This window comes from Streptomyces sp. NPDC037013, from assembly GCF_055607265.1.
This window is the reverse complement of the sequence record NZ_JBVJRV010000003.1, coordinates 185,334-208,826: the sequence shown is the minus strand read 5'-3', so window position 1 is coordinate 208,826 and position 23,493 is coordinate 185,334. Positions and strand designations below refer to the sequence as shown.

General features: G+C 73.6%; 14 protein-coding genes and 1 other RNA gene. 10 read left to right on the top strand and 5 right to left on the bottom strand.

What is annotated here, in order from left to right:
* Nucleotides 1–124: 124 nt before the first annotated feature.
* From ACZ7DY_RS10850 to ACZ7DY_RS10840, 3 genes are read left to right on the top strand one after another with little or no spacing between them, the layout of a single operon-like run.
* A complete protein-coding gene (locus ACZ7DY_RS10850) occupies nt 125–976 on the top strand; it encodes a Nif3-like dinuclear metal center hexameric protein (RefSeq protein ID WP_471132880.1) in 852 nt (283 codons plus the stop codon).
* Nucleotides 973–1,716, top strand: a complete 744-nt coding sequence (locus ACZ7DY_RS10845) for a zinc ribbon domain-containing protein (protein ID WP_471134482.1) — start codon at nt 973–975, stop codon at nt 1,714–1,716. Before ACZ7DY_RS10850 ends, ACZ7DY_RS10845 begins: the two co-directional genes overlap by 4 nt.
* An 11-nt stretch (nt 1,717–1,727) precedes the next feature.
* Nucleotides 1,728–3,086 carry a bifunctional RNase H/acid phosphatase gene (locus ACZ7DY_RS10840; protein ID WP_471132877.1) on the top strand — a complete coding sequence of 453 codons (1,359 nt, stop codon included), beginning with the start codon at nt 1,728–1,730 and terminating at the stop codon, nt 3,084–3,086.
* Here ACZ7DY_RS10840 and eda read toward each other — a convergent pair.
* Both eda and yaaA read right to left on the bottom strand, forming a co-directional pair.
* Nucleotides 3,083–3,733 carry a bifunctional 4-hydroxy-2-oxoglutarate aldolase/2-dehydro-3-deoxy-phosphogluconate aldolase gene (gene eda, locus ACZ7DY_RS10835; RefSeq protein WP_471132874.1) on the bottom strand — a complete coding sequence of 217 codons (651 nt, stop codon included), beginning with the start codon at nt 3,731–3,733 and terminating at the stop codon, nt 3,083–3,085. The two genes, ACZ7DY_RS10840 and eda, sit on opposite strands and share 4 nt — an antisense overlap.
* Before the next feature lie 83 nt (nt 3,734–3,816).
* On the bottom strand, nt 3,817–4,623 hold the full coding sequence (gene yaaA, locus ACZ7DY_RS10830) for a peroxide stress protein YaaA (protein WP_471132873.1): 807 nt from the start codon (nt 4,621–4,623) through the stop codon (nt 3,817–3,819).
* A gap of 309 nt (nt 4,624–4,932) precedes the next feature.
* On the opposite strand from yaaA, the gene ACZ7DY_RS10825 reads away from it, so the two are divergent.
* Nucleotides 4,933–6,378: an RNB domain-containing ribonuclease gene (locus tag ACZ7DY_RS10825; protein ID WP_471132871.1), complete on the top strand. Its 1,446-nt coding sequence runs from the start codon at nt 4,933–4,935 to the stop codon at nt 6,376–6,378.
* 26 nt (nt 6,379–6,404) lie between these two features.
* On the opposite strand, the gene ACZ7DY_RS10820 is transcribed toward ACZ7DY_RS10825, so the two are convergent.
* A complete protein-coding gene (locus ACZ7DY_RS10820; RefSeq protein ID WP_471132869.1) occupies nt 6,405–7,025 on the bottom strand; it encodes a hypothetical protein in 621 nt (206 codons plus the stop codon).
* Nucleotides 7,026–7,033: 8 nt separating this feature from the next.
* The gene (locus ACZ7DY_RS10815; RefSeq protein ID WP_471132867.1) at nt 7,034–7,891 is read right to left on the bottom strand and encodes a MerR family transcriptional regulator; all 858 of its coding nucleotides are present in this window, start codon (nt 7,889–7,891) and stop codon (nt 7,034–7,036) included.
* Nucleotides 7,892–8,076: 185 nt separating this feature from the next.
* Here ACZ7DY_RS10815 and ACZ7DY_RS10810 point away from each other — a divergent pair, with 185 nt between their 5' ends.
* From ACZ7DY_RS10810 to ACZ7DY_RS10800, 3 genes are all read left to right on the top strand, one after another.
* Complete coding sequence (locus tag ACZ7DY_RS10810) at nt 8,077–8,646, top strand: Uma2 family endonuclease (protein WP_471134479.1); 570 nt, start codon at nt 8,077–8,079, stop codon at nt 8,644–8,646.
* Between the two features lie 75 nt (nt 8,647–8,721).
* Nucleotides 8,722–9,126, top strand: an RNA gene (rnpB, locus tag ACZ7DY_RS10805) — RNase P RNA component class A.
* Between the two features lie 110 nt (nt 9,127–9,236).
* A complete protein-coding gene (locus ACZ7DY_RS10800) occupies nt 9,237–10,607 on the top strand; it encodes a DEAD/DEAH box helicase (protein ID WP_471132864.1) in 1,371 nt (456 codons plus the stop codon).
* Nucleotides 10,608–10,666: 59 nt separating this feature from the next.
* Here ACZ7DY_RS10800 and ACZ7DY_RS10795 read toward each other — a convergent pair whose 3' ends face one another.
* Complete coding sequence (locus tag ACZ7DY_RS10795; RefSeq protein WP_471132861.1) at nt 10,667–10,885, bottom strand: response regulator transcription factor; 219 nt, start codon at nt 10,883–10,885, stop codon at nt 10,667–10,669.
* A 259-nt stretch (nt 10,886–11,144) separates the two neighbouring features.
* On the opposite strand from ACZ7DY_RS10795, the gene ACZ7DY_RS10790 reads away from it, so the two are divergent.
* From ACZ7DY_RS10790 to ACZ7DY_RS10780, 3 genes are read left to right on the top strand one after another with little or no spacing between them, the layout of a single operon-like run.
* On the top strand, nt 11,145–12,509 hold the full coding sequence (locus tag ACZ7DY_RS10790; RefSeq protein ID WP_471132858.1) for an MFS transporter: 1,365 nt from the start codon (nt 11,145–11,147) through the stop codon (nt 12,507–12,509).
* Nucleotides 12,506–15,883, top strand: coding sequence for a type I polyketide synthase (locus tag ACZ7DY_RS10785; protein ID WP_471132855.1), 3,378 nt, complete (start codon nt 12,506–12,508; stop codon nt 15,881–15,883). The genes ACZ7DY_RS10790 and ACZ7DY_RS10785 overlap by 4 nt, the downstream gene beginning before the upstream one ends.
* A complete protein-coding gene (locus ACZ7DY_RS10780; protein ID WP_471132852.1) occupies nt 15,880–23,355 on the top strand; it encodes a MupA/Atu3671 family FMN-dependent luciferase-like monooxygenase in 7,476 nt (2,491 codons plus the stop codon). The genes ACZ7DY_RS10785 and ACZ7DY_RS10780 overlap by 4 nt, the downstream gene beginning before the upstream one ends.
* The last annotated feature ends 138 nt before the right edge of the window (nt 23,356–23,493 follow it).

Below are 23,493 nucleotides of genomic sequence, written 5' to 3'. Positions count from 1 at the left end.
GGTCCTGATGTGAGGGGAACGACCCCTCTCCGGACGGAGCCCGCGCCACCCCCGTCAAGTAGCCACCCCGTAGCCCTCCGTAACGCGCGACCTGCGTGGGACGTGGGGAAGGTAGCCTTTCTCCGTGCCCCGTCTGTCTGAAGTCATCGCCGCGCTCGACGCCCTGTGGCCCGCCGATCTCGCCGAGAGCTGGGACGCGGTCGGCACGGTCTGCGGAGACCCCGACGCGGAGGTCTCCCGGGTCCTCTTCGCCGTCGACCCCGTCCAGGAGATCGCCGACGAGGCCGTCTCCCTCGGCGCCCAGCTGCTCGTCACCCACCACCCCCTCTACCTGCGGGGTACGACGACGGTCGCCGCCTCCACCTTCAAGGGCCGCGTCGTCCACGACCTGATCAAGCACGACGTCGCGCTGCACGTCGCGCACACCAACGCCGACCGCGCCGACCCGGGCGTCTCCGACGCACTCGCGGGCGCGCTCGGCCTGCGGGTCGTCCGTCCCCTCGTACCGGACACCGCGGACCCCCGCGGCCGCCGCGGACTCGGCAGGATCTGCGAACTCGACCACCCCCTGACCCTGGGCGAGCTGGCCGAGCGCGCCGCGAAGCGGCTGCCCGCCACCGCGCAGGGAATCCGCGTCGCCGGCGACCCGGACGCGCTGATCCGCACCGTCGCGGTCAGCGGCGGCTCCGGCGACAGCCTCTTCGACGACGTGCGCGCCGCCGGCGTCGACGCCTTCCTCACCGCGGACCTGCGCCACCACCCGGCGTCCGAGGCCCGCGAACGCACCGCTCTCGCGCTGCTCGACGCGGCGCACTGGGCCACCGAGTGGCCCTGGTGCGAGCTGGCCGCAGCCCAGCTCGACGAGATCTCCGACCGGAACGGATGGGGCCTTCGCGTCCACGTCTCGAAGACGGTCACCGACCCCTGGACCGCCCACGCGGCCTCTCACCACGACTCAACAGGAGCCCCCAACTGAACGCCGCGCCCGCCGACCAGATCCGACTGCTCGACCTCCAGGCCCTGGACACCCGCCTGCAGCAGCTCGCGCACAAGAAGAAGTCCCTGCCCGAGCACGCCGAGATCGAGTCGCTGACCAAGGACCTCACGCAGCTGCGCGACCTGCTCGTCGCCGCGACGACCGAGGAGAGCGACTGCGCCCGCGAGCAGACCAAGGCGGAGCAGGACGTCGACCAGGTCCGGCAGCGGGCGGTCCGTGACCAGCAGCGCCTGGACTCGGGCGCCGTCACCTCCCCCAAGGACCTGGAGAACCTCCAGCGGGAGATCGCCTCGCTCGCCAAGCGCCAGGGCGACCTGGAGGACGTCGTCCTCGAGGTCATGGAGCGCCGCGAGTCCGCGCAGGAGCGCGTCGCCGAGTACACCGGCCGGGTCTCCTCGGTCCAGGCGAAGATCGACGACGCGACGGGCCGCCGGGACACCGCGTTCGGCGAGATCGACGGCGAGGCCGCCACGGTCGGCAAGGAGCGCGAGGTCGTGGCGGGTTCGATCCCGGCCGACCTGCTGAAGCTCTACGACAAGCTGCGCGAGAAGGAGGGCGGCGTCGGAGCGGCCAAGCTCTACCAGCGCCGCTGCGAGGGCTGCCGCCTCGAACTCAACATCACCGAGGTCAACGAGGTGAAGGCGGCCTCCCCGGACACCGTGCTGCGGTGCGAGAACTGCCGCCGCATCCTGGTCCGCACCTCCGAGTCGGGCCTCTAGGAGCCTTGCCCGTGCGGGAGTTCATCGTCGAGGCGGACGGCGGGTCGCGGGGCAACCCGGGGCCCGCGGGGTACGGCTCGGTCGTCATCGACGCGGCCACGGGGGAGACCCTGATGGAGGCCGCCGAGTACATCGGCGTCGCGACGAACAACGTCGCCGAGTACAAGGGCCTGGTGGCCGGCCTCAAGGCGGCGCACCAGCTGGACCCGGCCGCGTCGGTGCGCGTGCGCATGGACTCCAAGCTCGTCGTCGAGCAGATGTCGGGCCGCTGGAAGATCAAGCATCCCGACATGAAGCCGCTCGCGGCCGAGGCCGCGGCGGTCTTCCCGCCGTCCCGGGTGACGTACGAGTGGATCCCCCGCGCCCAGAACAAGCACGCGGACCGGCTCGCCAATGAGGCGATGGACGCGGGCAAGCGGGGCGAGCAGTGGTCGGCTTCGACCTCCACGGCGGAGCTGGACGCGGCCGCCGCGCGGGCTGCGGGCGCTGCTCGGGCCGGGGGAGCGGTGGAGTCCGGGCCACCCGGTGACGCGGTGGCGGGTGCGGCGAGGGCACGGGCCGCGCTGGCGGGGACGAGGACGGATACGTATACGAAGGCGGACACGGGAACGGATACGGATACAGGTACGGGCACGGTTTCGCCGGGGCCGGGGCCGGGGCCGGTGCCCGCGGCCGCAGAGAGTGCCGACCTGCGGGCCGCGCGCAACGTCTCGGCGCCGCCGGTCGGTTGGGCCGCCCCCGCCGACCTGGGTGCCCCCGCCACCTTCGTACTGCTGCGGCACGGCGAGACCGCGCTGACCCCCCAGAAGCGGTTCTCCGGAAGCGGCGGCAGCGACCCGGCCCTCTCCGAGGTGGGCCTCGGACAGGCCGAACGTGCCGCGGCCGCGTTCGCCGCGCGGGGCACGATCCGGGCGATCGTCTCCTCGCCGCTGCGGCGCTGCCAGGAGACCGCCCGCATCGTCGCCGCCCGGCTCGGACTCGACGTACGCCTCGACGAGGGCCTGCGCGAGACGGACTTCGGGGCCTGGGAGGGGCTGACCTTCGGCGAGGCGCGGGAACGCCACCCGGAGGAGCTGAACGCCTGGCTGGCATCGCCGGACGCGGCGCCGCCCGGGGGCGAGTCGTTCGCGGAGGTCACCCAGAGGGTGGCGGAGGCGCGTGACCGGCTGGCCGCCGAGTACGCGGGACGCACGGTGCTGCTCGTCACGCACGTCACGCCCATCAAGACCCTGGTGCGGCTCGCGCTCGGCGCCCCGCCGGAGTCGCTGTTCCGCATGGAACTGTCGGCCGCGTCGGTGTCGGCCGTGGCGTACTACGCCGACGGCAACGCCTCGCTGCGCCTCCTCAACGACACGTCGCACCTGCGCTAGGCCGCGGTCTGGCCCAGGGCGGCAGCCTCGCGGGCCAGGGACTCCACGCGGGCCCAGTCCTTCGCCGCGACGGCGTCGGCGGGAAGCATCCAACTGCCGCCCACGCAGCCGACGTTCTTCAGGGAGAGGTACGAGGGCGCGGAGGCGGCCGTGATCCCGCCGGTCGGGCAGAAACGGGCCTGCGGGAGCGGGGCGCCGAGCGACTTCAGGTAGGCGGTGCCGCCTGCGGCCTCCGCCGGGAAGAACTTCATCTCCCGTACGCCGCGTTCGAGCAGCGCCACGACCTCGGAGGTCGTCGAGACGCCCGGCAGGAACGGCACGCCGGAGCCCCGCATCGCGTCGAGCAGTGTGTCGGTCCAGCCGGGGCTGACGAGGAAGCGGGCGCCGGCCTCGACGGACTCGGAGACGTTGCGCGCCGTGATGACGGTGCCGGCGCCGACCACCGCGTCCGGCACGTCGGCGGCGATGGCCGAGATCGTGTCCAGCGCGACGGGCGTCCGCAGGGTCACCTCGATGGCGGGCAGCCCACCCGCGACCAGCGCACGCGCCATCGGCACGGCGTCGGCGAGATCGTCGACGACGACCACGGGGACGACGGGGGCGAGGTCCAGTACGGAGGTGTGGGGAGAGGGCGCGGAGGAGGTCATGGGAGCATCCTGCACGCGCCGAGCGCCCTGCGCAAAGCCCGTTGCGCAGGGCGCAACGGGTGCATTGAGGCCCCTCCCGACCCTCAATGGATCTCGCGTACCACCACGTCCAGGGCCCAGGGCTTGCCCGCCCTCGCCGGTGCCTCCGCCTCCACCACGTGCCCGAGGTCGCGCAGCGCCTCGACCAGCTCGGCCGGGTCCTTCGGCTTGGCGCCGGTGGACAGGAGGGAACGGACGATGCGGCCCTTCGTCGCCTTGTTGAAGTGCGAGACCACGGACCGCTTCTCGACCCCGGTCTTCTCGTCGGTCTGCGCATGCAGGACGCGCACGGTCGCCGTCCGGCCGGCGACCTCGCCCTTCGGCTTCCACGCCGCCGCGTACGCGGACGACCGCAGGTCGAGGACGAGACCGTCGCCGGCGGCCTCGGGCATGACGTCGGCCATCGGCGTCCGCCAGTACGCGCCGAGGGCACCGAGCCCCGGAAGCTTCACCCCCATCGAACAGCGGTACGAGGGGATCTTGTCGCCCACGCCGACGGCACCCCACAGGCCGGAGAAGACGAGGAGCGAACGGGTCGCGCGGCGCTTGGCGGCGGCGTCGAGAGAGGCAAGGTCGAGGGCGTCGTAGAGGACGCCGGTGTAGATCTCGCCGGCGGGACGGGCGCCGGCCGTGCGCAGCTCGGCGTTCTTCGCGACCTCACCGCGCAGCCCCTCGCTGAGGCCGAGTACGGTGCGGGCCTTCTCCTCGTCCGCGGCGCACAGCTCGACGAGCTCGTCGAAAACGGCCTGCCGCGCCTCGGCGAGCCCCGGCAAGGACAGGGACTCAGGCTTGAGCGGGGCACCCCGCCCGGAGGGCGCCTTGCCTTCGGAAGGCGGCAACAGCACGAGCACGATCGGACTCCTTCGGTGGTGCGGGGGGAGGGGGTGCGGCCCCTGCGAAAGGGTACGGGGGCGGAGGCGGGGGCTGGCGGAGCGCCCAGGACCCGTGGGCGGACGGGCGCGGGAAGACGGGGCTACGGGGGGCATGTGCACGCGAACCCGGCGGCCCCTGCGGCCCGGGACAACCGCGCACCCCGCCCGCCCCCGGACCCTTGCTCCGGCACAACGTCACGGGGAGCTCCCCCACCCCACCCCACATGCCCCCGCCCCACATGCCTCCGCCCACATGCCCCCCGCCCCCCACCCCCGTACCCTCGACCCATGCCCCGCCGTCAGCTCCGCGTGACCGGCGCAGCCGAGCAGGCCCCGTTGCGGACCGCCCTGCGCGCCCTGCGTACCGAACTGGACGTCCCGGGAGAGTTCCCCGCCGACGTCCTCGCGGAGGCGGAGCGCGCCGCCGCCTCCCCCCGGCTTCCGGACCACGACGCCACGGATCTGCCCCTCTTCACCGTCGACCCGCCCACCTCCGTCGACCTCGACCAGGCCATGCACCTGGCCCGCCGCCAAGGCGGAGGCGGATTCCGGGTGTCGTACGCGATCGCCGACGTCGCCGCGTACGTCACGCCCGGCGGCCCGCTCGACGCCGAGGCCCACCGGCGCGTCACCACCCTCTATTTCCCCGACGAGAAGGTGCCCCTGCACCCCACCGCCCTGAGCGAGGGCGCCGCCAGCCTGCTGCCGGGCCAGACGTGCCCCGCCGTCCTGTGGACCATCGACCTCGACGCGGACGGCCGCGCCGAGCGGACCGACGTGCGCCGCGCCCTCGTCCGCAGCCGGGCCAAACTCGACTACGAAGGCGTGCAGAGGGCCGTCGACGACGGCACCGCGGAGGAGCCCCTCGCGCTGCTGCGCGAGATCGGCGAGCTGCGCGAGCGGCGCGAGGCCGACCGCGGCGGCATCTCCCTCGACGTGCCCGAGCAGGAGATCGTCGAGCGCGACGGGGCGTACGAACTCGCCTTCCGCGCCCCGCTCCCCGCCGACGGCTGGAACGCCCAGATCTCGCTCCTCACCGGCATGGCCGCCGCCGAGCTGATGATCGCCTCCGGCACGGGCATCCTGCGGACCCTGCCGACCGCCCCCGACGGCGCGGTCGCCCGCCTGCGCCGTACCGCCAAGGCCCTGGACATCGACTGGCCGCACCACGTCTCGTACGCGCGGCTGGTCCGTTCGCTCGACCCCCGCCGGCCGCACCAGGCCGCGTTCCTCCAGGAGTGCACGACGCTGCTGCGCGGCGCGGGCTACACGGCGTTCAACGGCACGGCGCCCGCGCTGACCACGCACGCTGCGGTAGCCGCCCCCTACGCCCACTGCACCGCCCCGCTGCGCCGCCTCGTCGACCGGTACGCGTCCGAGCTCGCCCTCGCGGCCTGCGCGGCCGTGCCGCCTCCGGAGTGGGTACTTGCCGCCCTGGACGAGCTGCCGAAGGAGATGGCCGACGGCACCCGGCGCGGCAACACCGTGGAGCGCGAGTGCGTGGACATCGTCGAGGCCGCGCTGCTCAAGGACCGGGTCGGGGAGATCTTCGACGCGGTGGTGGTGGACGTGAAGGAGCGTGATCCGTCCGTCGGCACCGTCCAGTTGCGCGAACCGGCGGTGGTGGCCCGCATCGAGGGCGGTGCGGCGAAGCTGCCTCTGGGGGAGCGGCTGAGGGTCCGCCTCGCGCAGGCCGACCCGGGCACGACGAAGGTTCAGTTCGCGCCCGCGTGAGGCCCGCCGGGGGGGCGCGGGTCAGTTCAGTTCGCGCCCGCGTGACGGTGCGGGTCGGCCAGCCGCTTCCGCAGGGCCCCGGCGAGCAGCGCGGGCTCGTCGGCGTGCAGGCGCACCGTCGTCACCTCGCGCCGCCCGCCGAGGAGCCCGACGGCGGTGACCGGCTCGGTCAGCTCCAGGGTGAGGGAGGTCGTCGAGGCGACCGGCAGGTCGAGCGTGCCCTCGGCGGGCTCGTGCGTGAACAGCCGCTCCGCGCGTACGGCGGCGATCCGCGTCAGCGGTATGAGCAGGTCCCGGTGTGCGCCCTGGCGTACCCGCAGCGCGTCGGGCGACAGTACGTGGGGCCGGGTCACGGACGCGGCGTGGAGGCCGAGCATCAGGACCATGCCGTAGACGTCGATGATCAGCGCCACGGTGTGGGCGGTCGGCCAGTTCCGCAGCAGCACGGCCATCCCGTACGACTCGATGACGCAGACGAAGGTGAGCCCGTACATGACCGCCGCCTGGTCGCGGGCGTGCCCGAAGGCCTGGTCGGACGGCCCGCGCACCCCGTGCCGTCGCCGCGTCGCCCACATCACGAGGCTGACCAGGACGCGCAGCTCGTGCCCGGCGAGCCGCCGTACCGGCGCAGGGACGAGGCTCGTCATGAGCGCGCTCATTCCGTACCCCTCTCCATGGGTACGTCGCTTTCGCCCGCCGCGCGCCGCGCCAGGAGCTCCATCGCGCGGCGCAGGACCTCGGCCTGCGCGGGCGCGAAGTCCGCGAGGAACGCCCCCATGAAGCCGGCTTCGCGATCTCCGCGGCCCTCGGCGAAGGCCGGCGCGTCCCGCGATCCGAGCTCCGTCAGGAGCGAGTCCGGCAGCATGCCGGCCAGCGCCCGCGCCGCCTCGTCCACGGCGGCCCGCGTGCCGGGATCGGCGAGGTCGGCGCCGGCGAGCGCGTCGAGCCGCGCGTACACCTCGTGGGCTCGCTCCACCGCCCCCGGCGCGCCGAGCGCCGGACGGATCGCGGTGAGGAAGGCGTCCCGGTCCTCCGGCGAGGCGGTGGTGTCGAGCAGGACGAGGAACTCGCGGTCCTTCGCGGCCATCGGGGACTCCGGACCCGCCCGCCCCGCGGAGGCCCGCGCCATCTCGCCGAAGAAGGCGGCCAGTTCGGGGGAGACGGGACCGTCGGGGGTGAGACGCCCGTGGTCCGCGTCGTCGAGCAGGGCACGCAGCCGTTCCCGCCGCCCGCGGATCGCCGCCTCCTGCCGGGCGAGGTCCGCGTCCAGCTCGGCGAGGACTTCGGCGAGCTCGCGCCCCGCGTCGTCCGCGAGCACGTCCCGCACCTCGGCGAGCCCGAGCCCCAGCTCGGTCAGCCGCCGGACGCGGGCCAGGGCGACGGCGTGCCGCAACGCGTACGCGCGATAGCCGTTGGCCCGCCGCTCGGGCTCGGGCAGCAGCCCCAGGTGGTGATAGTGCCTGATGGTGCGCGTGGTGACACCGACGACGTCGGCGAGCTCTCCGATCCGCATGCCCTCAGTAGAAACGTTGACGCCACGACAAGGTCAAGACCGACTTCGACCCGCCGAACCGGGCCACGTCCGCCGCGGGCACCGGTGTGCCACGATCGAGGGAACGACTCCCGATCCCACGGACGGTTGATCATCCGATGCCCCAGTCTGACGAGCGACCGAAGGAGGAGCGTGACATGACCGCCATGGCACACGAGCCGCTCACGCAGGCAGAGGTCCTGCTGGAGGGCTTCCTCGCGCTGGACACCCCGGAGGGATTCCGGGCGGAACTGATCGAGGGGGAAATCGTCGTGACGCCGCCGCCGGACGGGGACCACGAGGACTACATCGAACTGGTCGTGAGCCAGGTGTACAGGCGTTCCCGGACCGATATGCAGTTCTCCGGGAACAAGGGTCTCAAGCTCAAGAGCGGAGGCGCCTGTCCCAAGAATCACGCCATTCCGGACGGCACGTTCGCTGCTAGAGAGCGCCGCCTCTTCCGCGGCGCCGACCCCTGGATGCCCTGCGACGGCGTCGCCCTGGTGGTCGAGGTGACATCCAGCAAGCCGGAGGCCGACCGCGAGGCGAAACGGCGCTGCTACGCCCGGGGCGGCATCCCGCTCTATCTGCTCATCGACCGTGACTCTTCCTCCGTGACGCTCTTCCGCGACCCGGAGGGCGACGACTACCGGGAGCACTGCACCCGCCCCTTCGGCAAGCCGGTGGCCCTGCCCGACCCCTTCGCCTTCGAACTGGAGACGGTGGCATTCGCCTGAGCCACGGCCGGGCACCCGGCCCGCCCACGGGCGCGGCCCGTTGGCGGCGGCGGGTACCATGGTGCGCACGGCAGACGAGCCGGGCGGACGGTCGCGTGGAGGCTCCTTCGGGGGTCTTCCCGAGGAACGTCCGGGCTCCACAGGGCAAGGTGGTGGCTAACGGCCACCCGGGGTGACCCGCGGGACAGTGCCACAGAAAGCAGACCGCCCCGCGCTCCGGCGCGAGGTAAGGGTGAAACGGTGGTGTAAGAGACCACCAGCGCCTGAGGTGACTCAGGCGGCTAGGTAAACCCCACCTGGAGCAAGGTCAAGAGGAGCGCCGTGAAAAGCGCTCTGCGCGGACGTTCGAGGGCTGCCCGCCCGAGTCCGCGGGTAGACCGCACGAGGCCGGCAGCAATGCCTGCCCTAGATGGATGGCCGTCGCCGCGACGTCCGCGAGGACCCGCGGTACAGAACCCGGCGTACAGCCCGGCTCGTCTGCCCCACCCGCTCCGGCTCCGGCCGGGGCGGCATCGCCACCCCGGCCCGCGCCTGTGGGGCCACCCGCTGCCGGGCCTTCCTCGGTACGTACCCTCTGCGGAAGGCTCTTCATGACCCACCCGGACCGCCCCGACACCGTCGCGCCGCAGTCGTTCGACGGCCTCGGCCTGCCCGAGGCGCTGCTGCGGACCCTGGACCGGCTGGAGGTCCGCGAGCCCTTCCCCATCCAGGCCGCCACCGTGCCCAGCGCCCTCACGGGCCGCGACGTCCTGGGGCGCGGACGGACCGGTTCCGGCAAGACGCTCGCCTTCGGGCTGCCGCTGCTCGCCCGGATCGCCGGCCGGCGCGCCGAGCCGAAGCAGCCGCTCGCCCTGGTCCTCGTGCCCACCCGTGAGCTGGCCCAGCAGGTCGCCGAAGCGCTCACGCCGTACGCCGAGGCGCTGCGGCTGCGCATGGTCAGCGTCGTCGGCGGCATCTCGATCAGCCGCCAGATCGCCGCCCTGCGCGACGGAGCCGAGGTCGTCGTCGCGACCCCGGGACGCCTGCACGACCTCATCGAACGCAAGGCCTGCCGACTTGGCCGGGTGCGGATCACCGTGCTCGACGAGGCAGACCAGATGTGTGACATGGGCTTCCTGCCGCAGGTCACCGAGGCGCTGGACCAGGTGCACCCGGACGGCCAGCGCATGCTGTTCTCGGCCACCCTGGACCGCGACGTCGACCAGCTCGTCAGCGGCTACCTCCACGACCCCGTCGTCCACTCCGTCGACCCGTCGGCCGGCGCGGTCACGACGATGGATCACCACGTCCTCGTCGTCCACGGCCCCGACCGGTACGCCGTCACCACGGAGATCGCCGCCCGCGACGGCCGCGTCCTGCTGTTCCTGGACACCAAGCACGCCGTCGACCAGCTCACCCGGCACCTGCGGGCCAGCGGGGTGCACGCCGCGGCCCTGCACAGCGGCAAGTCCCAGCCGCAGCGCACCCGCACCCTCGCCCAGTTCAAGAACGGCCAGGTCACCGTCCTGGTGGCGACCAACGTCGTGGCCCGCGGCCTGCACGTCGACGACCTCGACCTCGTCGTCAACGTCGATCCGCCGACCGATCCCAAGGACTACCTGCACCGCGCGGGACGCACCGCCCGGGCCGGCGAGTCCGGCCGCGTCATCACGCTCGTCCTCTCCGGCCAGCGCCGCGAGACGAGCCGCGTGATGGCCGAGGCCGGCATCGAGCCGACGGTCACGAAGGTGCGCTCGGGCGAGGCCGAGCTGAGCCGCATCACCGGGGCGAGGCGCCCCTCCGGCACCCCGCTCGACGGCGGCCCCGCCGCGCCCCGCGCCAAGAACGTGAACGCCCCGTTCCGCGGCCTCGGCACCAGCAAGGACGCCTCCCGCGGCACGGGCGGCAAGTCCCGCAAGTCGGGCGAGGCCCGCAAGCTCGCCGAGGCCCGCAAGGCGGCCCGGGTGCGCCGCGGGGGCTGACGGGGCAGGGGGGCTGACGGGCCGCGGCCAACGGGCGGCCGACCGGTCCGCCGTGTCCGTCAGCAGTCCTCGCTGTGGCTCAGATGGATCAGGTGGGCCACGGTGGGCGCCGTCCGCTTGGTGCGGATGCGGCGCAGGTACGTGCTCACGGTGTGCACGCTGATGCCCAGGCGCCTGGCCACCTGCTTGTGGGAGAGGCCTGCCGCGATGTGGGCCAGCACCTGACGCTCCCTGTGGGACAACGCCGGTGCGTTCTGCGGGCGGGTGTCTACTGGCATTTTCCCTCCGGGAGGGACTGTCAACACGTACGGCGGCTGTAGCCGCAACGTGATCTAACCACGCTTGTGAAGAAACAGAAAGGAATCCCCTCATACCCAGGGCAAATGTGTAACTACTGAGCGCGACAGGCCCTGTCAAGTCCCCAATTCGGGGGACTGTAGGTGCGCTTCGGGGCGGGTGAGTGTGAAGGCGGTCTCGGCTGAACGCAGCCGTGCACGACCCGAAAGCAGCAGCCCGGTGCGGGCCAGGGGGGAACGCTTGCGGCACTTTCGCCTGCTCGTGGTGGGTAACGGCGTATCGGCATACGGCAGTTACCTGAACATGGTCGCGCTCAACGTCTTCATCTACGACGTGACCGACAGTGCCCTGGCGGCCGGACTCTTCATGGCCGTACGTCTGTTGACCAGCGTCGTGTCCGGCTTTGTGAGTGGACGGCTGGTCTCGGCGTACGACCGCAAGAGGTTGATGGTCGGCGCCGATCTGACTCAGTGCGCCGCCATGATAGCGCTGCTGATCGCCCCCGACGCCGGGCGCGCGGGACTTCTGTACGTGCTGGCCGTGGTGACCGGTTTCTGCTCCACCCTCTCCGGTGTCGCACTGCGCAGCAGCATCCCGGAGATCGTCGGCGGCGACCTCCGGATGCGCGCCAACTCCCTGCTCGCCACCGGCCGTTCCCTTGCCATGATCGCCGGTTTCGCCTCCGCGGGCGTCGTGGTCGCGGAGCTCGGTTACACCGCCGCCATCTCCCTGGACGCGGCCAGTTTCGCCGTGTCGGCGAGCGTGCTGCTCTCGCTGCCGATCCGTACGAAGGCCATGGCGAAGGCGGACGCGGATGCCGGAACGGGTGCCGGAACAGGTGCGGAGGCCTCGGAGGACGCTGAGGCCGGCGGGCTCGGGCGGCGGGGTGGCGCGCTTCTGCTGCTGCGCACCGCTCCCGTCCTGGCCGTCATGATCGCGCTCAGGGCCGCCGACGGCCTCGGCTCCTCGTCCCACAACGTGGCCCTGCCGGTCTACTCCAGCGATCTCGACCCGTCCCATCCGGCCACGTTCGTCAGCCAGTTCTGGGCCACGTGGGCCATCGGCAACATCGTCATGCAGCAGGTGTGCGGGCGGTGGGCGGGGCGCGGGGGCCGGCAGGGGCCGGGAGAGCGGGCCTTCGCCGTCGGGGCGTGCGTCATGTCGGTGGCGTTCATCGTGGTCTTCGCGGGGCTGCCGACGGGGGTGGCGGTCGCGGCCGCGCTGGTCGCGGGCATGGCCGACGGGCTCACCGAGATCGCCTACGTGACCCGCCTCCAGGCCGCCCCCGACGAGCAGCGCGGCAGGCTCTTCGGGCTCTCCGCGTCGGTCGAGAACACCGGCTTCGGGCTGGGGATGCTGGTCAGCGGCGCGCTCCTGGACCACTTCTCGCCCTTCCAGGTCGTGGGGCTGCTGCACGGGGTGGCCATCGCGCTCTGCTTCGGGATGTTCGTCGTCCTGGTGCGGTACGGGCGCGGGGGCACCGCGGCGGTCGGGTCACCGCCGGACACGGCAGGGCGGCACAAAGAACCACCCCACCACCAGAGCCAGACCCCGATCGAGAGCCCGATCCAGAGCCAGAGTCAGAGCGGGAGTGATGCCCGGTGAGCGGTGCCGTCCGTGATGCCGTAGCCGTCGTCGGCATGTCGTTCCGGCTGCCCGGCGCCGACACCCCGGAGGAGTTCTGGCGCACGATCCACGACGGCGCCGACCGCATCCGCCGCTTCACCGAGGCCGAACTCACCGCGGCCGGGGTGCCCGAAGAGGTGTACCGCGCCGAGGAGTTCGTGGGGGCGAGCGGAGTCCTCGAGGGCATCGCCGGGTTCGACGCGGCCTTCTTCGGGATGAGCGCGCACGAGGCCCGGATCACCGATCCGCAGCAGCGGCTCTTCCTGGAGTGCGTGCACCACGCCCTGGAGAACGCCGGGTACGCGGGCGGCCCGCGCGGCGGCTGTGAGGTGGGGGTGTACGCCAGTACGGGATATCACCTCTACTCCCTCCAGACCTACCTGCAGAACAACGTCCTGCGGGGGGAGATCGCGGACTGGGTCGCCGGCCTCCAGGTCACCATCGGCAACTTCACCGACTTCACCGCCAACCGCGCCGCCTACCGGCTCGGCCTGACGGGCCCGGCCGTCAACGTCCAGACGGCGTGCTCCAGTTCGCTCACCGCCGTCCACCTCGCCGCGCAGTCCGTGGTCTCCGGTGAGTGCGACATCGCCGTCGCGGGCGCGACCGCGCTCCACGTGCCGCAGGTGCTCGGCTACCGGTACGTCAAGGGGTCCATCCTCTCCAAGAGCGGCTACCTGCGGCCGTTCGACGCCGACGCGGACGGCACGGTCGGCGGCACCGGTGTCGTGGCCGTCGTCCTCAAGCGTCTCGACCGGGCCGTCGCCGACGGCGACCACATCCACGGCGTCATACGGGGCTGGGGCGTCAACAACGACGGCGCGGACAAGCGGGCGTTCACCGCGCCGAGCGCCGACGGCCAGCGGGGCGCGATCCGCCGCGCCCTGGAGCGGGCGGGCGTCGACGCCGGCAGCGTCGGCTACTTGGAGACGCACGGGACCGGCACGTTCAAGGGCGACCCGATCGAGTTCGAGGGGGCCACCGCCGCGTTCCGCGCCGACACCGACAGGACGGGGTTCTGCGCGCTGGGCTCGGTCAAGGCCAACATCGGTCACCTCGACGTCTGTTCGGGCCTGGCCAGTCTCGTCAAGGCGCTCCTTGTCCTGCGGCACGGCGTCATCCCGCCGATGGCCAACTTCCGCCGCCCCAACCCGGCCCTGGACCTCGCGGCGAGCCCGTTCTACATACCGGATTCCGCACGCCCGTGGCCGGCCGGCGTCGGGCCGCGCCGGGCCTGCGTCAGCTCCTTCGGGGTCGGCGGCACCAACGTCCACCTCGTAATGGAAGAGGCCCCGCCCCCCGCGCCCCGCCCGTCCGGTGCCCCGCCGCACCCGGACGTCCTCGTCCTCTCCGGCCACACCGAGGCGGCGCTCGCCGACAACGCCGCCGCCCTGCGCGACGACCTGCGCGCGCGTCCCGCCACGGACCCCGTGGACCCCGCGGACCTGGTGACCACGCTGGCCGTCGGCCGCGCCCACCGCAGGCACCGGCTCGCGGTACGGGGCGGGAGCGTCGCCGCACTCACGGACGCGCTGGACGACTGGCTCGCGAGCCCCCGGCGGACCGGGGCGGGCGGCACCGACGCGGCGTTCCTCTTCACGGGGCAGGGCAGCCTCCACAGGGGCGCGGCCCACGCCCTCTACGAGCGCTTCCCGGTCGTACGCGAGGTCCTGGACGCCTGCGAGCGGCAGTACGCCGAACTGACCGGCGGGGGCAGCCTGCTCGACCCGCTGCTCGGCACCGGGAGCGGAGACGGGGCAGGGGCCTCGGGGTCGGCGGCGGGTGATCCGGTGGGGGAGACCGAGGTCGCGCAGCCCGCGCTCTTCGCCCTGCAGTGCGCGCTCGTCCGGCTCTGGCGCGAGGCCGGGATCGCCCCGCGCGTGGTGGCCGGGCACAGCGTGGGGGAGTACGGCGCGCTGTACGCGGCGGGGGTGCTGTCCGCCGAGGACGGGCTGCGTCTGACGGCGGGGCGCGGCCGTCTCATGCGGAGCGCGTGCGCGCCCGGCGCCATGGTCGCCGTCCGGACGGGGACGCACGAGGCGGAGCGGCTGGCCGCCGAGGTGCCCGGCGTGGAACTCGCCGTCGTCAACGGTGAGCAGAGCCAGGTCCTCGCGGGCCCGGCCGACGCCGTGGACCGCCTGATGGCGCTGCTGGCCGGGCGCGGCATACCGGCCCGCGAGCTGCCGGTGCGGCACGCCTTCCACACCGCCCTCATGGAGCCGGTCCTCGACGGGCTGCGGGAACTGCTCGCCGGTGTGGTGCCGCGGCCGGCGGAGGTGCCGTTCGTGAGCGGTCTGGACGGGCGGACCCGGCCGGCGGGCTGGGTCCCGGACGCCGAGTACTTCGTACGCCAGACGCGCGAACCGGTGCGGTTCGCCGACGTACTGCGGGAGTTGGGGACGTCGTACGGCGACGACGTGGGCGCGCTGGTGGAGATCGGCCCGCACGCGACGCTGAGCGGGCTCGCCCGCCGCGCACTGCCGGACCGTCCGGCCCACCCGTCGCTGCGGCGCGGCACGGGGCTCGGGCAGCTGTGGGACGCGGCCGCCGGCCTCTACCGGGCCGGGGCGCCGGTCGACTGGCGTGTCTTCATGGGCGGGGCGGGTCGCCGGATCCCCCTGCCCGGATACCGATTCCAGCACAAGGACTACTGGACAGGGCCGGAGAACCACCTTCCCCGGCCCGGACAACCCGTACAAGCGGCAAGGGATGGGGCGGAAGTGGCACAGGACGAGGCAGCGGTCGAGCGCGTGCTCCAGCACATCATCAAGGTCACCGCGGAGCACCTCAGCTACGACACGAGTGAGATAGCCGAGGACGCCTCCTTCTTCGACCTCGGCGCGGACTCGCTGCAGATGATCGGCGTACTGCGGGAGTTGGAGGAGGAGCACCGCGTCAAGGTGTCGATGCGGGAGCTCTTCGAGGAGGCGGGGACGGCGCGCGGGCTCGCCCACATCATCGTGGGCAAGACGGGGGAGGGCGCGGGGCCGGTCACGGCACCTGCTCCCACCACGACGGCCGCCGTGACCACGCCGCCCGCCGTGACCACGCCGGCCGTCGCGCCCGCTCCGGTCGCCGCGCCCACTCCGCCGGCCCCGCCCGCCCCGCTCGCTCCGGCAGCTCCGGCGCCTTCCGTGGCCGCCCAGGCCCAGGTCCCGGCCCCGGCCCCCGAGCCCGCCCCCACCCCCGCCTCACCCGAGTACGCCACCCGCCGCGAGGTGGAGGACCTCGTCCGCCAGGTCCACCAGCTCTCCCAGATACAGCTCCAGCTGATGGGCCAGCTCTCCCAGCTCCTGGCCGCCCAGACCGCACAGGCCGCCCAGACCGCGACCGACGGGCAGGCGGGCCGGTGAGCGCGAACGCGGAGCTGAGCACCACCGGAGCCGGAACCGAGACCGGGGGCGCCTCGGGCCGTTCCGTCTCCGCCGCGGTCGACGCGGACCTCGCCGCGATGGCCGAGCTCTCGCGGCGCATCAGCCGCCAGATGGGGGCGGCCGAACCGGAGCGGCCCGACGCCGTGCCGTCCAGGCCCGCCCAGCACGGGCCGCGCCCGGAGGTCTCCCGGGGTTCCGGGATGGTGCGCGGCAACGCCTCCGACGCGCAGCGCGCCCACCTCGACGACCTGGTGCGCCGCTACACGGCCAAGACGCCCACGTCGAAGAGCATCGCCCAGCGCTACCGCCGGGTGCTCGCCGACAGCAGGGCGGCGGTCGGTTTCCGCAGCAGCACGAAGGAGATGCTGTACCCCATCGCGGGGCGGCGGGCGCACGGTTCGGTGCTCGAGGACATCGACGGCAACCGCTATGTCGACATCACCATGGGCTTCGGCGTGCTGCTCTTCGGCCACGAGCCCGCCTTCGTCTCCGAGGCGGTCCGCGAGCACCTCTCGCGCGGCATCCAGCTCGGCCCGCGCAACGTGGAGACCGGCGAGGCCGCCGAACTGCTCGCCGGTCTCACCGGCATGGAGCGCGTCGCGTTCGCCAACTCCGGTACGGAGGCGAACTCCGCGGCCATCCGGCTCGCCCGCGCCGCCACCGGCCGCTCCCGCATCATCACCTTCGAGGGCGCCTACCACGGCCACAACGACAACGTCCTCGGCCGCTCCCCGCGCACCGGCGGCGACGGGCTCACCACCGTCCCGATGTCCGCGGGCATCCCGGCCAACGCCGTCGCCGACCTGCTCGTCCTGCCGTACGGCAGCGAGGAGAGCCTCGCCGTCATCGAGGGGCAGGCCGCCGAGATCGCCGCTGTCGTCGTCGAGCCGGTGCAGAGCCGCCATCCGTCGCTCCAGCCCGCCGAGTTCGTACGGCGGCTGCGCGAACTGACCCGGCGCCACGGCATCGTGCTCCTCTTCGACGAGATGCTGACCGGTTTCCGCCCGGCGCCGCGCGGTGCCCAGGAGCTCTACGGGGTCACGCCGGACCTCGCCACGTACGGGAAGCTGCTCGGCGGCGGGTTCCCCATCGGGGCCATCGCGGGCCGCGCCGACATCATGGACGGCGTCGACGGCGGGTACTGGAGTTACGGGGACGACAGTTACCCGGCGGCCGACACCACGTTCTTCGGCGGCACCTACATTCAGCACCCGGTGTCGATGGTCGCCACCCGCGCCGTGCTCGCCCACCTCAAGGAGCACAGCCCCCGGCTCCAGGACCGGCTGAACGCCCGCACGGACGAACTCGCCGCCACCCTCAACGCCTTCTTCGAGGACGAGGGATTCGCCCTGAGCATGAGCCACTTCGGCTCGATGTTCCGCTTCGAGCACCGCGCGGACATGGAACTGCTCTACCACCACCTCATGCTGCGCGGCGTGCACGTGTGGGAGTGGCGCAACTTCTTCCTCTCCACCGAACACACCGACAGCGACTGCGAGTTCATCGTGGACGCGGTGAAGGACTCGCTGCGGGAGCTGCGCGCCGCTGGCTTCTCCGTCGGCGCCGGCGGCCCGAAGGCCAGGCCGCGGCCCGCCGCCGTACCGGCCCAGCGGACCACCACGACCCCAGCCCACGCTGCCACCCCGGCCCCGGCCCCGGCCCCTGCCGCGACCGCGAAGCCCCAGGCCATGGCCTGGAACAGCACCGCCGCGGCCCGGACCGAACCGAGGCCCGCACCGAGCACCGAGCCGAGCACCGAACCAACGACCTCACCCACGCCCTCCGAGCCCGCCCGGTACCGCGCCCGCTCCCTCGACTTCGGCGTCTACTTCTTCGGCGACTATCCGCAGGACGAAGGCCCGGCGCCCCGGCACGGCAAGTACGACCACATCCTGGAGACGGCCCGGTTCGCCGACCGCAACGGCTTCCACTCCCTGTGGATCCCGGAGCGGCACTTCCACTCCTTCGGCGGGCTCTTCCCCAACCCCGTCGTGCTCGCCGCCGCGCTCGCCCGCGAGACCTCCCGCATCCGCATCAACGCCGGGTCGGTGGTGCTGCCGCTGCACGACCCGATCCGCGTCGCCGAGGAGTGGTCGATGGTCGACAGCCTCTCCGGCGGCCGCATCGGCATCGGCTGTGCGAGCGGCTGGCACGCCAACGACTTCGCCTTCTTCCCCGAGCGGTTCGGCTCCCACAAGGAGCTGATGTACGAACAGGTTGCGCAGGTACGGCAGTTGTGGCGCGGCGAGCCGCTGCGCCGGGCCATCGGGGGCGGCGGCGAGGCCGACCTGCGGCTCTTCCCCCGGCCCGTACAGGACGCCCCGCCGATGTACACGGCGGTCGTCGGCAACCCGGCTTCGTACGAGCAGGCCGCCCGCCACGACCTGGGCATCGTCACCAACCTCATGACCCAGAGCGTCGAGCAGCTGCACGAGAACGTCGCCCTCTACCGGCGCACGCGCGCCGCCTGCGGCCTGGACCCGGACGCGGGCCAGGTGGCCGTGCTGATGCACACCTATCTCGCCGCGGACCACGCGGCGGCGCGCGCCGAGGCCCGCGAGCCGCTGGCGCGGTACATGCGCTCGTCCCTCTCCCTGTTCGGGAGCGTCGCCAACAGCCTGGGCCAGAAGATCGACCTGTCCGCCATGACCGAGGACGACCTTGACGTGGTCTTCCGCCGCGCCTACGACCGATACTGCGACCAGCGGGCGCTCATCGGCAGCCCCGAGAGCGTGCGGTCCGTCGCGGACGCGGTGCACGCCGCCGGGGCCGACGAGATCCTCGGCCTCGTGGACTTCGGCGTCGCCCCCGTCGCCCTGCGCGAGGGCCTGGTCCACTTCGACGGTCTGCGCCGGGCGTGCGAAACGCCCGCCGGGACCCTGTCGTCCCCGTCGTCCCCTCTCCCGGAACCGATTCGGGTGGCCGGCGCGCGCGCTCCGGAGGCGGCGACACAGGCCCCGGGGGCCGACGATCCCGGCGCGCCGCTCTCTCCCGGTCAGCAGCGCGTCTGGTTCCTGGAGCGGATGCTCCCGGGCCGCACCGCGTACAACGAGACCAAGGCCATCGAACTCGACGGGCCGCTGGACGTCGACGCGCTGCGCTCCGCCCTGCGCGCGGTGGCCGCACGGCACGAGCAGCTCCGTACCGTCTTCCGTGAAGTGGCGGGCGAGGCGCGGCAGTTCACGCTGCCCGCGGGTGACGTGGATTTCGAGGTCGTCGACGGTACGGGCCCGGAGCGGGGCGATCCCGTCGCCGACGTCCTGAAGGCCGAGAGCGAGCGCCGCTTCGACCTGGTGGACGGGCCGCTGTTCGTCACGCGCCTGGTCCGTCTCGGTGAGCGGCGGCACGTCCTCGTCCTCTCCCTGCACCACATCGTGATGGACGCCGCGTCGGCCGCCGTGCTAGCCCGCGACGTCTCCGCCCTCTACCGGGCGCAGCTGCCCGGTGCCCCCGCGCCGGAGCTGCCCGCCCTGACCCGCACGTACGCCGACCACGCCCGCCGTCAGCTGGACGCGGCGGGCGGCGGCAAGGCGGCCGAGGACCTCGCGTACTGGAAGAAGGCGCTCGACGGCGAGCTGCCCGTCCTCGCGCTCCCCACCGACCGGCCGCGGCCGGCCGTGCTGTCCTCCCGGGGCCGTGCCCTCTTCCGCACGCTCGACCCCGAACTCTCCCGGCGGGTACGGGAGTTCGCGAGGGCGCGGCGCGGCACGCTCTTCATGACACTGCTCGCGGGGTACGCGGCCGCGCTGCACCGCGCCACCGGCCAGGACGACCTGGTCATCGGCACCCCGATGTCCGACCGCACCCCCGAGTACGAGAACGTGGTCGGCTTCTTCGTCAACACCCTGGCGCTGCGCCTCGACCTCTCCGGCGACCCGGACCTCGGCACGCTCGTCGACCGGGTGCGCGGGGTGGCGCTGGACGCCTACGACCACGCCGACGTGCCCTTCGAGGCGGTCGTGCGGGAGCTGCTGCCGCCGCGCTCGCTCGACCGGACGCCCGTCTTCCAGACGCTCGCCGAGTTCGAGACCGGCGACCCCTTCCGCTTCGACCTGCCCGGGGTGCGGGCCACTCCGCTGGACGCGGGGCCCGACAAGGCGCTGACGGATCTCAGCGTGTACTTCACCGACCAGCCCGACGGCATCCGCTGCCACCTGGAGTACGCCACCGACCTCTTCGACGAGGCCACCGTCGACGCGCTCTTCGGGACGTTCCGGGACATCCTGGCCGAGGCCGTGGGAGCCGGGCCGGAACGGGTCCCGGTGGCCGCGGTGCCGAGCGCGTGGCGGCAGGGTCCCGTCCGGCAGCGGACGGGCAGCACCGTCGACGCGCTCGCGTCGCGCTGGGCGTCGGTCGCCCCGGACCGCACCGCGGTGATCAGCGGTGACGTGACGCTGACCTACCGGGATCTCGTCGAGCGCGCCGAGCGCCTCGCGGCGGCCCTGCGCGCCGCCGACGACGGAGGCGAGGGGCCCGTCGCCCTGTGGCTGCCGCGCGGCGCCGAACTGGTCGTCGCCATGCTCGCCGCCCTCAAGTCGGGCCGCGGCTATGTGCCGTTGGACCCCGGGCAGGGCAGGGCGCGGGCCGAGGCCGTCCTCGCGGAGAGCGGCGCCCGCGTCCTGGTCGTGGGCGGCGGCCCCACCGGCGAGACGCGCCCGACGGCACCGTCCGGGACCGTCGTGGTCGATGCCGATGGGGACGCCGACACCACGGGCGCGCGCCCGGACGCCGCGCGCGGGGCCACCCCTGCGCACGGCCCCGAATCGCTCTGCGTCGCCATCTACACCTCGGGCAGCACCGGCACGCCCAAGGGGGTCGCCATCCCGCACCGGGCCGTCGTGGACCTGTGTCAGTGGCACCACGAGCGCTTCGGCTTCAGCGCGGACGACCGCTCCGCCGCCGTCTGCGCCCAGGGATTCGACGCGGCGGTACTGGAGGTCTGGCCCGCGCTGACCGCGGGCGCCACGGTCGTCGTGGCCGACGACACGGTCCGCAAGGACCCGGCCGCGCTGGCCCGCTGGTACGCCGAGCGGCGCATCACCTTCTCCATCCTGCCGACCGCGCTCGGCGAGGCCGTCCTCGCGCTCCTGGAACCCCAACAGCCGCCTCTGCGTCACCTGTTGCTGGGCGGAGACGTCCTGCGCACCCACCCCCGCCCCGGCACCCCGTACGAGACGGTGAACGTCTACGGGCCCACCGAGGTGACGGTGCTGTGCACGGTGCAGACCGTCCCGCCGCGCGAACCGGGTGCCGAAGGGCCCCCGATCCCCATCGGCAGGCCCGTGGACAACGTCACGCTCCGGGTCCTGGACGCGGACGGCCGTGAGGTGCCCGCGGGCGAGGTGGGGGAGCTGTACGTCGGCGGGCCGGGCGTGGCCGCCGGCTATCTGGGCCGCCCGGAGCTGACGGCGGAGCGCTTCGTCGACGACCCGCTCGGCACCGAGGGGCGCATGTACCGCACCGGCGACCTGGTGTGCTGGACCGGCGACGGGGCGCTGGAGTTCCGGGGCCGTACCGACGACCAGGTGAAGATACGGGGTCACCGCGTCGAGCCCGAGGAGGTGTCGCGGGCCCTCAACGGGCTGCCCGACGTCGCGGAGGCGCTGGTCCTGGCCCGCCGTGACCGGCGGGGCGAGGCCCGGCTCGCCGCGTACGTCGTGCCCGCGCCGCGCGCCGCCGGACGGGGACAGGAACTCGCCGACCGGCTGACGGCGGAGCTGGCCACGCGGCTGCCCGACCACCTGGTGCCGCACGCCTGGACGGTGCTCCCCGCGCTCCCGCTCTCCGCCAACGGCAAGGTGGACCGCGCCGCGCTGCCCGCCCCGGCCCTGGTCACCTCGACCGCGACCGCCGCCTCGCCGGCCACGCCCCGGACGGGACCGGCCGCTGACATCGAGGCGCGGCTGAAGAAGCTGTGGGCCGAGGAGTTCGACGTGGACACCGCGGCGATCGGCGACGACGCCTCCTTCTTCGACCTGGGCGGCCACTCCATCACGGCGATCCGGCTGGCCAACGCCGTACGGGAGGAGTTCGGCACCGAGTACCCGGTGGCCCGCTTCTACGAGCAGCCCACCCTGCGCGCCATGGCGGCCCACCTCGCGGACGAGCTCGGCGGGACCGTCGACGACACGGCGGACGTCGTGAGCCGCGCCCCCGTCACCAGCCAGCAGAGCGCCTTCATCACCCGCCACCGGACCCACCCCCGCCCGCAGATCTACAACGTGGCCATGCGCCTCACCCTGACGGGAACCCTGGACGTACCGGCCCTGCACACCGCGCTCGGTCAACTCGTCGCACGGCACGAGGCGTTGCGCACGCGCTTCGTGGAGGAGGGCGGCGAGTGGTGGCAGGAGGCGCTGCGCCCCCGTCCGGTGGAGCCGGCGGAGGAGGACCTCTACGCCCGGCACGGCTCGTCGGCCGCCGCGGCCGAGGAGGAGGCGGACGCCATCGCCGCGCGGACGGCGGCGGCCCCCTTCGACATCGAGGCGGAACTCGCCCCGATCTTCCGGCTGTTGCGCACCGGCCGGGACCGGTGGGTGCTGCTCTTCGTCCTGCACCACGCGGCCTGCGACGGCTGGTCGGTCAGCGTGCTGCTGCGCGAGGTGGCCGCGCTGTACCGGGCTGCGGCCACCGGCGCCCCGCACGGCCTGCCGGAACGTGTCCCGCAGCCGGGCGAGTACGCACGCTGGCAGCTGGAGCAGAGCCGCACGCAGGACAAGGGCCGGCTCGTCGATCACTGGGCCCGCGAGCTGGCCGGGGCCTCCTTCGGCCTGCCGCTGCCGCTGGACCGGCCCCGCCCCGCGGAGCTGAGCGGCGCGGGTGACGTGGTCCTGTTCACGGTGGACCGGGATGCGCGCGCCGATGTGGAGGCGCTGGCACGCCGGCACCGTACGACGCCCTTCGTGGTGACGGCGGCCGCGCTGGCCCGCCTCGTCGCACAGACCGGGGGCGAGCCGGACGTCCTGCTCGCCATCTCCTACGCCAACCGTGAGCGGCGGGAGTTCGAGGCCCTCGCGGCCTGCACGGTCTCCTCGTTCACGCTGCGGGTACGCGGGCAGGACGCCGCGTCCTTCGGTGACCTGGTCGACCAGGTGGCGCGCGGCGCGGTCGGCGCGATGGACCACGCGACGCCGCTGCGCGCCGTGGCGGCGGAGCTGGGCGAGGTGTGGGGCGTGGAGGTTCCCGACCGGCTGCCGCTCGGTTTCCAGTACCAGAGTTCGCTGGAGACGGAGATCGAGCTGCCGGGCCTCACCACGGCGGTCGAGGACCTCGCGGTGCCGGGTGCCCGCTCCGAGTTCAACTTCGGGCTGATCCCGACGGGCGAGGTGCTCTCCGGGTACCTGGAGTTCTCGACCGATCTGTGGGACCGCGCCACGGTCGAGGCGTGGACGGCGGCGTACGTCGAACTCCTTGCGAGGGAGGCGGGTTCGGCGCTGCGGGACGGGGGCTGAGGGGCCGCCGGAGGGGGCGGGGGCGAGGTGGGGCACGGTACGGCCGAAATTGGTCGGGCCATGTCAAAAATCATGGGGATCGGCCTTGTCGGTCCAAGACCCCTGTGCCTCAATGGGCAGCGATCCGGGCTGCTGACT